This is a genomic window from Flavobacterium sp. (genome assembly GCF_023151265.1).
In the GTDB taxonomy this organism is placed as follows: domain Bacteria; phylum Bacteroidota; class Bacteroidia; order Flavobacteriales; family Flavobacteriaceae; genus Flavobacterium.
Genome location: NZ_JAKLJH010000066.1, coordinates 1 through 13,391 on the forward strand (window position 1 = coordinate 1; position 13,391 = coordinate 13,391).

A 13,391-nucleotide genomic window follows, 5' to 3' on the forward strand; every position below is an offset into this window, starting at 1 on the left:
AGCTAACAAAAAGGCTTCTTTTTCCACTTTTGGAACTGCGTAATATTTGTAAGTTGCTGGTAATTTTAAATCTTTCAAGGCAACACTATGCGCTTTTCCATTGGATAAAATATCATAAGGAATATCAATATCAAAAGAAACATTTAATTGGTTTTCGTTGATTGTTGTGTAGTTAGATATTGATGATTGAGGTGCTGCATCCTTTTTAACGCCATAACCAGTAACTACTACTTCATTCATTTTAGTATCATCATTTACATATCCATATGTTCTTGGATAACCATATCTCAAAAACCAAGCTTGTAAAATAGGAGCTGTGTTATTTTGATTTGGATTACCGCTTGAAAGTGTTAGTTTTACTTTTTTCCAATCGATTCCTGTGTTTTGCACTACTTTTGCTTTGTACATTAAGTTGATTGGCGAGTTGATGTTATCAGCACGTAAATCATAAAAGGGTGACCACGAAGCGTTGTTGGTAAGGTAATTGATGTCCAAATTTACAGAACTAGCAACATCAGTCATAACTTGTAAAACCAATTTCCCTTGTGATGTTTTTTCTTGTTTTTGAGTATTCAATTCTAACTTAGAATTCAGTTTTGATAGTTTGTCTTTTAACTTGTTCTCTTTTTCAATAAGAATATCAACCAAATTGCTCAATTCATTTCTTTTCGCTCGATAATAATCTACTAGTTTGATTAATTCGGTGACATTCAAACCCGAATTTTGTCCCGCTACGTTTTGATTTTTATCTAATAAATCAATGGTTTTGGAATAAGAAACTTTTTCATTGGCAATTTTCCCCATTTCTTTTTCGATGAGCATAATGCTATCACGAACTCTTTTTATCATCGGATTACTTTCATCAATTTCATATTCCGAAATAAAATTTCGTGTAAACTGAACCGATAAAACCGTAACATAAGCTGGAGCACCAATTTGAATGGTGTTTTCATTTACATAATCAGCAACGTTTTTGATGACAATTTCGCTAATTCCCGAAGGAATTGTAGCCGAAGCCGTGTGGTTTAATTCTGCAGAATTACTATAAATAGTGGCGCTTTTAATTTTGGCCGAAGTAAAAATTGGTTTTTGTGCAAATGTGATTGCTGACACCAGAACGATTAATAGTGAAAATATTTTTTTCATTTGATATAGTTTTTAGTTAATTCTTTTTAAATAATAATTTGTTTTTCTAAACCAACTCGATTGATTTCCGTTAGGATAACTGTGAATGTATTGTAAAGTAATATGATTATTTTTTAGAAAAATAATTGTGAATTTTCCATTTAATGGAGCTCCTCTGTTTATATAAGATAATTCAGACGGGAGTTGATTAAGTAGAATTTCTTTTTGACCAATTGTTTGAAAGAAGTCTTTTAAATCTTTACCAGTAAAGATGTTGTTTCGTTTTCCGATGTACAAATTATTTATTTTATAGGGATTATTTGGCATTGATTCTTGCCATCCTGTTTCGTGCAAATATAAAAGCTCCCATTTTGAGTCAGAGGATATGGAATCAATTTTTGAAGGAATCGAAATTTCTTTAATGATTTTTGTGTGTTTGGAAATAGAATCATTTATAGAAACCTGATTGAGTTTTCTTTCAAACAAGAATCGCTCTTTAGTTTCTTCTTGTGAAAATGATACTATTGAGGTTAACAAAAGGAATGTTAAAATTATTTTTTTCATCTCTATAAACTTTGGTGTTTCTAGTATAGAGTGAAATAAAATTGAAAAGGTTGGGAAGTAATTGAAATTAAATTCCTAGAATAATCTTAGCAATCGTAAAATAGGTCAAAATCCCTAAGATATCATTACTTGTAGTAATAAACGGACCAGTTGCTAATGCAGGGTCAACTCCATATTTATTTAAGATAATTGGGATAAAAGTTCCAATTAATGACGCCATAATAATTACCGAAAGTAAAGCAATTGAAACGGTATAACCTACATGAATTTCGTAACCTAATAAGAAATAACTACCAGCTAATAAGATTACAGAAAGAATGACTCCGTTCAATAAACTCAACGAAAGTTCTTTTAATAATCGTTCTACAACCGGACCAATAATAGTGTTATTTGCCAAACCTTGCACAATAATCGCAGAAGATTGTACTCCAACATTTCCAGCCATAGCTGCGATAAGTGGTGTAAAGAAAAATAATTCAGGATGTAATTCCATTACTGGTTCGAAAATCCCTAAAACGTGTACGGAAATAAATCCACCAAATAAAGCTAAAACCAACCAAGGCAAACGTGCTTTTGTTAGTTCTAAAATACTATCATCGGCCTCTACGTCTTGCGAGATACCCGCTGCTAACTGGTAATCTTTGTCGGCTTCTTCTTTGATGACATCAATAATATCGTCAATGGTAATTCTTCCTACTAATCTTCCTAATTCATCTACAACCGGAATGGCTTCCAAGTCATATTTTTGCATGATTCGGGCAACTTCTACATCTTTTGTATCTACTTTTACGTAATCTACTTTTTTGATGTAAACATCGCTAATAGGTGTTTTTGTTGAGGTAGTTAATAAATCTTTTAATGATAAACGACCTTTTAATCGTTCTTCATCATCAACTACATATATTGAATGTACTCTTGAAACATTTTCAGCTTGTGCGCGCATTTCTTTTACGCAAGTTAAAACGTTCCAGTTTTCGTTGACTTTTACCAACTCTTTTCCCATCAAACCACCAGCAGAATCTTCATCGTAACGTAATAAATCTACAATGTCTTTGGCGTGTTCAACGTCTTCTAATTCCGAAATTACTTGTTCTTTTTTGTGTTGTGGTAATTCGGCAATAATATCGGCAGCATCGTCTGTACTTAATTCGTCAAGCTCTTCTGCAATTTCTTTTGGAGAAAGATTGCGTAAGATTTTTTCACGAACTTCTTCATCTAATTCTAGAAGAATTTCAGCTGTTTTTTCAGAATCTAAGGTGTTAAAAATATAAGCAGCGCCATAATCATCGAGTTCTTCCATGATTTCGGCAATATCAGCAAAGTGAATATCTTCAAGAAGCAAAAGTAATTCTTGCGACTTGTTTTCACTTATAAGTTGTTCTATTTCAGATAGAAATTCTCTGCTGATTTTAAACTCCATCGGCTGCTATTTTTTGGGTAATATCTATAAATTGTTCCACCGTCAATTGTTCTGGACGGAGGTCAAAGATAGTGTCTAATTTTAAATTATCAGAAAAATTGAACGATTTTAAGCTGTTTCTCAAGGTTTTTCTTCTTTGTTGAAAAGCGGTTTTTACTACTCGGAAGAATAATTTTTCATCACATGGTAATGAATAATCTGCTTTTCTTCTTAATCGTAACACACCTGAATCTACTTTTGGTGGTGGATTAAAAACATCTGGCGGAACTGTAAATAAATATTCCGCTTCATAAAAAGCTTGTGCTAAAACCGATAAAATTCCATAGGTTTTGCTGCCTTTTTTCTCACAAATTCTTTCTGCTACTTCTTTTTGAAACATCCCAGCAAATTCCGGAATTTGATCGCGCATTTCTAAGGTTTTGAATACAATTTGTGTCGAAATATTGTACGGAAAATTTCCAATGATAGCAAAAGGTTCGCCATTGAAAACTTCGTTTAAATTGTATTTTAAAAAGTCTTTTGAAATGATATGATTTTCCAATTTTGGATAGTGAACGCCCAAATATTCCACCGATTCTTTATCGATTTCAATTACAAAGGTTTCGGTTGGTTTGTCTAATAAATATTTGGTTAAAACACCCATTCCTGGACCAATTTCCAAAATTTTAGAATAGCCTTCTAACGAAAGAGTATCGGCAATGTCTTTTGCGATGCTTTCGTCTTTTAGGAAATGTTGTCCTAAGTGTTTTTTTGCGGTTACTTTTTCCATTTTAATTCGTTTCTCCGTAGAATTCTTCCATCACTTCTAACTCCGTTCTAAAAGCTAACATTTTGTCCGCAAAAAGTTGTAAGCCTTCTTGGCGTAACCTTGGTGCGTGATTTTTATAATAATCTTCTAATTTTGCTCTGGAATCTGTAAAATATTGAACAGCATAAGTTGTTCCTCCCATTTCTTCTTCAACCAAAACGCGAACCATTTTAGCATTGGTAAATAAACCTGTTGCTAAAACATCGTTAATATGTTTGTTTTGCATCCACTTTAACCAAGCGGAATGAATGCTTTCGTCTACGTTTATGGTTACGTTGTATATAATCATTATTCTCGTTTAATCGTTTAAATAATTCTTTTCTCTTGTTTCTTTCTTCTTTTCTCTAAATCGTCGAATCACCTCGCAACGTTCTATATTGTTTTCTACTTTCGGTGTAATACAAGCTATCGGGATGTTCTAACACTACTTTTTCATATAATGCTTTTGCTTTTTCGTTGTCTAAAAGATGTTTTCTATAAATTTCTGCCGAAAAGAATAAAGCTTCATCCTTATAAATTCCATCTTTATGGTTGTCTAAAATATTTTGATAATAAGTTAAGGCTTTGTTGAAATCGTCTTTTTCTTCGTAAATTTTCCCCACTTTAAACAATGTTCCTTCTTCGATGCTTTCGCCTTTGTGTTTTTGTAAAATGGCTAAAAAGAGTTGGAGTGATTCTTCTTTTTTATTCTGATACAATTTCAAATCCGCTGTTGAATAGGCTTGAAGTGCTACTCGTAAACTGTCTTCGGCAGAATTATCTTGAATCAGCAAAAACATTTCAATCGCATCATTTGCAATTAACAAACTTGGCGATTGTTTTAAAACTTTTACTTGTTGCAACGTCCAATCGAAATCTTTTTTATAGAAGTTGGCTTTGGCTAATTTTAGACTGGCTTCGTGAGCCAAAACATCATTTTTCAAATTGTCTTCCACTTGTGCGTAATACAAAATAGCTTGATTGAATTTTTCATCATACACCATAATATCGGCCAATTCCATTTTAACTTCTGATTGTTCTCTAACATTTAAAGGAAGTTTCAAAGTGCTTTGTAATACCTCAATTCCTAATTTCGATTGATTTAAATAAAACGTTTTAAAGTGAGCCGAAAGAATTTGCAAGTCTAACGAATACGGACTAATACCATATTTTTTCAATAACTCTTGAAGTTTTAAATCGATAGTAGGATAGTCTTTTGAAGGCGCTGATTCCATTTCCATGGAAATTAGAAAATGATGGGCTTTCATTTGTAATTCTAAATCCTGAGTATTTTCTAAAACAAATTCTAAAATCAGTTTGGCGTCTTCAAATTGTTTTTCTTCCATTGCCATTCTTCCCAAAGTAACAATGTTGTAAAAGCTTTCCGGATTTCTCTTGTAAACGGCTTTCTCTTGAATAAATGCTTTTCCGTATTCTTTCTGCTGTACAAAAAACCAACTCAAAAATTGGTTCCAATATACATCTTGCGATTTTTGTGTTCTAAGCAATAAGTTTTTTCGAATGGATGCCGCAAAAGAACCATCAGAATCGTCCATTAAGTAACGGGTTAACTGATTTTGAACCATTGGAGTTCCATCAGGCGTATTGAAGCCGTAATCTAATAGTTTATTTAACATAACTTCCAAATTACCTAATTGTCCTTGAATCATGGCGGTTTGGTAATCAAAGTTTAGATTTGGGTTTTTCTTTTGCGCGGTTTCATACGCTTTTAACGCCCAAGGCAACAATACTTTTTTCTCAAAAGAATTGGCGACTTGGTAGGCATAATTTGGCTCTTTTTCAACTTCTTGTATGGCTAATTCGTAATTTTTATCCGCCTTTTCGGTGTTTTTTTGAAGTTGATAATTGTAACCTAATTCAATATACAACAAAGGTTGGTTGTATTTGTCTTTTCGTTTGGTAATGGTGTTTTCTGCCTTTTCATATTGTTGCAATTGTTGGTAGCAATCAATTACTCTTTGAAAAAAGAAATAATTCGAAGGTTGTTTGGTCGAAATTTCCTCAAATAAAGTCAGTGCTTTTTGAAATTCGCCTTTTTCAAAATAGTCCATAGCCAATTCCTCATTCTGTGCCGAAACCCAAAACGAGGACAAAAACAAGATGAAAAAAGCTATTTTTTGCAACATAAATAAAACAAATAATGTACTAAAGTAACACTTTTTAGCGTCAAATTAGTACATTATTTTATAAAGATTAACGTTTAGTTAATGATATCAAATCCAGTATATTTTCTTAAAACTTCAGGAACTACGATGCCTTCTGGTGTTTGGTAGTTCTCTAAAATTCCAGCTAATACTCTTGGTAAAGCTAATGAACTTCCGTTCAACGTGTGTGCCAATTGATTTTTACCTTCTTTGTCTTTGAAACGTAATTTTAAACGATTTGCTTGGAAGGTTTCAAAATTAGAAACCGAACTAATTTCTAACCAACGCTCTTGTGCTGTTGAATATACTTCAAAATCATACGTCAAGGCAGAAGCAAAACTCATATCGCCACCACATAATCTTAAGATTCTGTAAGGTAATTTTAATTCTTGTAAAATTCCTTTTACGTGTTCTACCATGCCATCTAACGCTTCGTAAGATTTATCAGGATGTTCAATGCGAACGATTTCTACTTTGTCAAATTGGTGTAAACGATTTAATCCACGAACGTGAGCGCCATACGAACCTGCTTCACGACGGAAACATGGCGTGTATCCTGTACAAAGAACTGGTAAATCATTTTCGTTTAATAAAACATCTCTGAAGATATTCGTTACTGGAACTTCTGCTGTAGGAATTAAATATAAGTCATCCACACCTACATGGTACATTTGACCTTCTTTGTCTGGTAATTGTCCTGTTCCAAAACCTGAAGCTTCGTTTACTAAATGTGGAACTTGGTATTCTTGATAACCTGCATCCGTATTTTTATCTAAGAAATAAGTGATTAAAGCACGTTGTAATTTAGCACCTTTCCCTTTGTAAACTGGAAAACCTGCTCCTGTGATTTTAACACCTAATTCAAAATCAATTAAATCGTATTTTTTTGCTAATTCCCAGTGAGGTAAAGCGCCTTCGTGTAATTTTGGAATATCGCCTTCTTGAAAAACGTTTAGATTTTCTTCAGGAGTTTTTCCTTCCGGAACGATGTCGGCTGGTAAATTAGGTAATTTGTATAATTCCTCTTGTAATTTAGCGGCATACGTATTCAAAACTTCGGTTAATTCTTTGTCTTTTTCACGAAGTTGAACTGATTTTTCTTTTAAGATTTCAGCTTTTGCTTTTTCGCCACTTTTCATTAAATCACCAATATCTTTGGATAGCTTATTCGACTCGGATTTAATAGTATCTAATTCCACTTGAGTTGCTCTTCTTTTTTCGTCTAATGCGATAACTTCTTCAATCGCATTTTTAGCATCTAAGTTTTTCTTAGCTAATCGTTTTACTACTTCGTCTTTGTTTTCTCTAATGTACGCTATCTGTAACATAATATATAGGATTTTAAGGATGCAAATTTAAGAAATTGGATTCAGATAATACATAAAAAACAATTTCACTTATGCGTTTTTGTAAATTAATGAAATTCTTATGAAAAGCTTTATTAAAATAAAGATATTATTGTATATTCGCTTGATTTTTATGTAAATTGATAATTTTAAGCTTAATTCTATTAGGTTTTAATAAAGTTAAATTACTTAAAAGTTGCTCCCAAAATCTTATAACCTACACAAAATGAAAAAAATTACCTTAAGTTTCTTAATCTTATTTGGTTTTATTGGTTTTGCCCAAACTGATAATGCTGAATTTGATAGAATGATAGAAGCGGAAATGAAATCCGCCTCTTCGTTGCAAAATCTCAGAGTAAATCCCAATACTCAAAATTATGATGTAACGTATCACGAATTACGTTTTACAGTAAACCCAAACAATACAACACCTTACATTAGTGGTGTTGTTAAAACTACCTTTACCGCTTTGTCTAATATGGATGTTGTAACTTTTGATATGGCAACAGCTTTAGTTGTAAGTTCGGTAACAATGAATAGTTCAAATCTTACTTTCAACCAAAGTAATTATGAATTAAATATTAATTTACCATCTACATTAACAACCGGAAATAGTGCAACAGTTGAAATTACCTATGCGGGTTCACCACCTCAAGCAGAAGGAGGTTTTACTCGAAGTACACATAGTGGAACGCCTGTTATTTTTACACTTTCAGAGCCATTCGGAGCAAGAGATTGGTGGCCTTGTAAACAAGATTTGAATGATAAAATTGCAACTTTTGATATGTATATTACTTGTCCTGATACTTACATAGGAGTTTCAAACGGATTGTTGCAAAGCTCTGTAACTTCTGGAGGAAATACAACGCGTCATTTTAAACATAATTATCCAATTCCAGCTTATTTAATTTCATTAAATGTTACAAATTATACAACTTATAATATTCAGGCAGGTTTAGGGACAGTTGAGAGTCCATTTTTTCCAATAAATAACTATCTCTACCCTGAAAGTAATACAGTAACAAATAGAAATGCGATTGATGTGACTGTTCCAATTATGAATGTTTTTGAAGAAAAATTCGGACCTTATCCTTACAGAAATGAACAATATGGTCATGTACAGTTTGGATGGGGAGGCGGAATGGAGCACGCAACTATGTCGTCAATGAACAGTTGGGGCAGAAGTTTAATTGCTCATGAATTAGGACATCAATGGTTTGGAAATAAAGTTACATGCGGTTCATGGAAGGATATTTGGTTAAATGAAGGTTTAACAGAATACACAGCAGGAATTATGGTAGAAGAATTGGATGGTGATGCCTCTTTTGTGTCTTGGAAAAACGGAAAAATATCAAATATTACATCACAAGCAGGAGGTGCTTTATATCTAACAGATGCCGAGGCTTTAAATGTGAATAGAATTTTTAGTAGCCGTTTATCGTATAATAAAGGTTCAATGGTGACTCATATGTTACGTTGGGTTATGGGCGATGCTAATTTTTTCCAAGCGTTAAAAAATTATTTAAATGATACCAATTTAGCTTATGCCTATGCGCAAACAAATGATTTAAAAGGACATTTAGAAGCAGTTCACGGAAGTAGCTTAGATGAGTTTTTTAATGATTGGGTTTACATGCAAGGTTATCCAACCTATACAATAAATGTGCAAACATTAGGTTCAGGACAAGCAAGAATTACGGTAAATCAAACTCAATCGCATTCTAGTGTTTCTTTTTTTGAAATGCCTTTAGAAATTAGATTAACTGGGGCAGGAGGTGTTACACACGATGTGGTGGTTAACAATACGTCAAACGGGCAGCAATTTGTGGTGGCTGTTCCGTTTTTGGTAACAGGAGTTGTTTTTGATCCTAACAAACATATTATTTCAAGTAGTAATACAACAACATTATCAAATAATAGTTTTGAGTTAGAAGAAACAATTTCAGTTTACCCAAATCCTGCAAATGACGAATTACATATTATGATGCCAACAACTACACAATTAGAAAAAGTTGAAATTTATAATACTTTAGGACAATTGTTAGCAACACATCAAACAGCAGATTTCAGAATTGACAATTTAAGTTCTGGAATGCATGTGATGAAAATCACGACTTCGGAAGGTGCAATTCATAAAAATTTTATAAAAAAATAGTTCCAAAATAAAATAATGATGAAAAGTAAGGTGAAAACCTTACTTTTGTCGTTTAAATAAATGCGTAAAAATGATTCAAGTAGCACAAATATTATTCATATTATCAGTTTTAGTAATCCTTCACGAATTTGGTCACTACATAACGGCTAAAATGTTCAAAGTACGAGTAGAGAAATTTTACTTGTTTATGGATGCTGGTTTTTCTTTAGTGAAAAAGAAAATAGGTGAAACAGAATGGGGAATCGGATGGTTGCCATTAGGAGGTTATGTAAAACTTTCAGGAATGATTGATGAAAGTATGGATACTGAGCAAATGAATGAAGAACCACAACCATGGGAATTTCGTTCAAAACCAGCTTGGCAACGTTTGATAATTATGTTGGGTGGAATTATCGTGAATATAATCTTAGCTTGGTTGATTTTTACAATAATGTATGCAACTGTTGGTCAAAAATATATTTCAACAGCAAAAATTCAAGAAAATGGATTGGCTTTTGGAGAAGTAGGTCAGAAAGCAGGATTTAAAAATGGAGATAAGATTTTAGCTGTTGACGGAAAACACCAACCAAGTTTTAACCGAATGACATTAGATGTTTTATTAGGTGATAACGTACAAGTAGAGCGTGATGGTTCTATTGTGGATGTGGTTTTAACCGACGAAATGAAGGGTGAAATCATTAGCAAAGAAGGAAAAGAATTTGTTGGTCCTCGTTTTTCAAATACCGTAGTAGATTCTGTAGTTCCTAAATCGGCAGCTGATTTAGCAGGTTTAAAAAAAGGAGATAGAATCAAAGCTTTAAACGGAACTGCTTTTAGGTATTATGATGAGTTCAAGGAAAGAATTTCTAAACATAAAAATGACAGCATTTCTTTATCTGTTTTAAGAGGAACTCAAATGGTTGAATTGAAAGCTAAAGTTGATAAAGAAGGAAAATTAGGATTTATTAATAAAGCTTTAGATAAGTTAGATTACGAAGTAAATAATAAATTGTCATTCGGTCAAGCGGTTCCCGCGGCAGTAAAAGAATCTTGGTCTTTATTAGTTTATAATGTAAAACAGTTCAAATTAATCTTACGTCCAAAAACAGAAGCTTACAAACACGTTCAAAGTCCAATCGGAATTGCTCGTCGTTTACCAGATACTTGGAATTGGGAATTCATTTGGAATTTCACGGCTTTATTCTCAATCGGATTAGCCTTTATGAACTTGTTGCCAATCCCAGGATTAGATGGTGGACACGCTTTATTTACAATAGTTGAAATGATTACCGGAAGAAAATTATCAGACAAAGTAGCAGGGTATGTTCAAACCTTTGGAATGATTATCTTGTTGACCTTAATGGCTTTAACTTTCGGAAAAGATATTTATCAATTGGTAGTAGATAAACTTTTGTAATTTTTTCAATAAAATAATTTGCGATAACAAAAAATCAGTTTATATTTGCACTCGCTTAAAAGATATACAACTTCCTCCTTAGCTCAGTTGGTTAGAGCATCTGACTGTTAATCAGAGGGTCCTTGGTTCGAGCCCAAGAGGGGGAGCAAACTTTTAAGCACAATATAAACCTTTGAGGTGATTCCTCCTTAGCTCAGTTGGTTAGAGCATCTGACTGTTAATCAGAGGGTCCTTGGTTCGAGCCCAAGAGGGGGAGCAAAAATCCTAATCAGAAATGGTTAGGATTTTTTTATTTTTGTAAAATGAATAACACGGTTTACATTCTCTACTCAAAAAAATTGGATAAACATTACATTGGTTTTACTGAAAATCTTATTCAAAGATTAGAATTTCATTTAAATGATACTCAATCAAGAAAATTCACTTTTAAAGCAGATGATTGGGAATTGATTTTCACTATTGAATGTGAAACTAAACATCAAGGCTTATCGATTGAGAAGCATATAAAATCAATGAAGAGCAGAATTTATATTCAAAATTTGCTTAAATACCCCGAGATGAAATTTAAATTGCTAGAAAAATATAGATGAGCATCTGACTATTAATCAGAGTCCCGATAACTATCGGGATTGGTTCGAGCCCATTGCTTGTCCCGATTGCTATCGGGAAGGGGGAGCAAAAAGAGCAATACTAAAGTGTTGCTCTTTTTTTATATTATCAAAATGAAATCGAATCTTTTCCATAATATTATTAAAATATTATCGCTTAACCTTTAGAAAATAATAGATAGTAGTAATTTAATACTTTCTTATTTTTTAATTCACTTCCTTATAACTTTTGAAATTCAATTTTGTGCAACATTAATCAACACAAAAATGAATAAAAATTACACAGTAAAAAGGAAAAGCAACATCTTGTCGCTTTTTTTGGTATTGTTTGTTTCTACTACTTACGCACAAACATTAGTACATTATTGGAACTTTAATAATAGTTCATCAATTGCGACAATTACAGCGCCAAGTCAAACACTTGGAGGTGCAACGTTAAATGCCATTCCTGGTGGAATTAGCGTAATTGATTTCGCTAATGGAACAGGGCAAAATTTTAATGTTTTAAATATTAACGCAAGAAACAGTGATCCTTCAGGAACACATTTACGTTTTAATGATCCTATAGGTGGCGCTTTAGAATTTACATTACCAACTACGGGTTATGAAAATTGTATCGTAAAATTTGCTACTCGTCGTTCAGGTTCTGGAGCAGGAACGCAAGTATGGTCGTATTCCATTGATGGAACAAATTATCTTCCTTTTACTAATGTGATTCCAAATAACGGAGATCCAGCATTAGCAACTTTAGATTTTTCAGGAATCGACGTTACCGATAATAATCCAAATTTTAAATTGAAAGTGGAATTTCAACAAGGTTCAGGTGGAACTGTTGGGAATAATAGATTTGATAACTTTACTTTAGAAGGAACTGTTTTTGGTGGACCAGATATTATTGCACCAATTGTTACTTTATTGCCTGTTAACAATGCTACTAATGTTGCTACAAATGTAGTTCCAACAATTTCTTTTAACGAAGCCATTAGATTAGCAGATAATAGTGTAATCGACAATAATAATGTTGACGCTTTGGTTGAATTACGTTTGAATAATGCAGCTGGAGCAATCGTTCCATTTGATGCTACAATTTCAGGTAATGTAATTTCTATAACGCCACTTGCCAATTTAACAGTTAATCAAACGTATTATGTTGCTCTATTAGCAAATACAGTTGAAGATTTAAATGATAACGGAATTACAACTACACAATCTGGAATTTTCACAACAGCAAATCCTAGTATTTCTTTTGCTTCAAATTTCATTACAGTAAACGAAAATCAAGGAACGTTATCATTGGTATTAAATGTTGCAAACCCAGCAACTAGTTTGGTAGATTTAGTAGTAAAATCGGCACCATTTAGTACCGCAGATAATGCTGATTTTACAATAGCATCGCAAACTATTTTCATAACAGAATCAACACCAGCAACTCAAACTATTAATATTCCAATTATTGATGACAGTTTAGAAGAACAGCATTCAGAATATTTCGTGTTAAGTTTAGAAAGTGCATCTGGAATTTCAATTTCGGGAACTCCAACCAATACTATTTATATCGTTGATAATGATAGTCAGGCTCCAATTCCAAATAACCAAATCGAATTGAATTACATAGGAAGTTTTGATCCTTCAGGAGCTAATACTAGTACTTGCGAAATCGTAGTACATGATGCTGCATCGCAACGTTTGTTTACTACGAGTGCAGTAGCAGGATATTTAGATATTATCGATTTTTCAAATCCAACCAATCTTTCAGTAATCAACTCTGTAAATATTAACCCTTACGGTGGAGTTACAAGTGTTGCAGTTAAAAACGGAATTGTTG

The 13,391-nt window shown here is 32.8% G+C and carries 11 protein-coding genes and 2 tRNA genes; 6 read left to right on the top strand and 7 right to left on the bottom strand.

Features of this window, described 5'->3' with window-relative positions:
• The 7 genes from L6Q46_RS07635 to serS all read right to left on the bottom strand — a co-directional run.
• Positions 1-1,146 (bottom strand): DUF4139 domain-containing protein (locus L6Q46_RS07635; protein ID WP_291283812.1); only part of this gene is annotated, 1,146 nt, incomplete at its 3' end.
• 12 nt (positions 1,147-1,158) lie between these two features.
• A complete protein-coding gene (locus L6Q46_RS07640; RefSeq protein ID WP_291283813.1) occupies positions 1,159-1,689 on the bottom strand; it encodes a hypothetical protein in 531 nt (176 codons plus the stop codon).
• A gap of 67 nt (positions 1,690-1,756) precedes the next feature.
• Entirely contained in the window at positions 1,757-3,109 is a 1,353-nt protein-coding gene (gene mgtE / locus L6Q46_RS07645) for a magnesium transporter (protein WP_291283814.1), read from the bottom strand.
• The gene (gene rsmA / locus L6Q46_RS07650; protein ID WP_291283815.1) at positions 3,099-3,878 is read right to left on the bottom strand and encodes a 16S rRNA (adenine(1518)-N(6)/adenine(1519)-N(6))-dimethyltransferase RsmA; all 780 of its coding nucleotides are present in this window, start codon (positions 3,876-3,878) and stop codon (positions 3,099-3,101) included. The genes mgtE and rsmA overlap by 11 nt, the downstream gene beginning before the upstream one ends.
• Before the next feature lies 1 nt (position 3,879).
• Entirely contained in the window at positions 3,880-4,206 is a 327-nt protein-coding gene (locus tag L6Q46_RS07655; RefSeq protein WP_291283816.1) for a DUF4286 family protein, read from the bottom strand.
• A 55-nt stretch (positions 4,207-4,261) separates the two neighbouring features.
• Positions 4,262-6,043 (bottom strand): tetratricopeptide repeat protein, encoded by a 1,782-nt coding sequence (locus tag L6Q46_RS07660; protein WP_291283817.1) that lies wholly within the window; start codon positions 6,041-6,043, stop codon positions 4,262-4,264.
• A gap of 74 nt (positions 6,044-6,117) precedes the next feature.
• Positions 6,118-7,389, bottom strand: coding sequence for a serine--tRNA ligase (serS, locus tag L6Q46_RS07665; protein ID WP_291283818.1), 1,272 nt, complete (start codon positions 7,387-7,389; stop codon positions 6,118-6,120).
• A gap of 244 nt (positions 7,390-7,633) precedes the next feature.
• On the opposite strand from serS, the gene L6Q46_RS07670 reads away from it, so the two are divergent.
• The 6 genes from L6Q46_RS07670 to L6Q46_RS07695 all read left to right on the top strand — a co-directional run.
• Positions 7,634-9,562 carry a M1 family aminopeptidase gene (locus tag L6Q46_RS07670; RefSeq protein WP_291283819.1) on the top strand — a complete coding sequence of 643 codons (1,929 nt, stop codon included), beginning with the start codon at positions 7,634-7,636 and terminating at the stop codon, positions 9,560-9,562.
• A gap of 70 nt (positions 9,563-9,632) precedes the next feature.
• Complete coding sequence (gene rseP / locus L6Q46_RS07675; RefSeq protein ID WP_291283820.1) at positions 9,633-10,958, top strand: RIP metalloprotease RseP; 1,326 nt, start codon at positions 9,633-9,635, stop codon at positions 10,956-10,958.
• Between the two features lie 72 nt (positions 10,959-11,030).
• A tRNA-Asn gene (locus L6Q46_RS07680) sits at positions 11,031-11,104 on the top strand.
• A 36-nt stretch (positions 11,105-11,140) separates the two neighbouring features.
• Positions 11,141-11,214, top strand: a tRNA-Asn gene (locus tag L6Q46_RS07685).
• A 46-nt stretch (positions 11,215-11,260) separates the two neighbouring features.
• Positions 11,261-11,548, top strand: a complete 288-nt coding sequence (locus tag L6Q46_RS07690) for a GIY-YIG nuclease family protein (protein WP_291283821.1) — start codon at positions 11,261-11,263, stop codon at positions 11,546-11,548.
• Positions 11,549-11,833: 285 nt separating this feature from the next.
• Positions 11,834-13,391 (top strand): Ig-like domain-containing protein (locus L6Q46_RS07695; protein ID WP_291283822.1); only part of this gene is annotated, 1,558 nt, incomplete at its 3' end.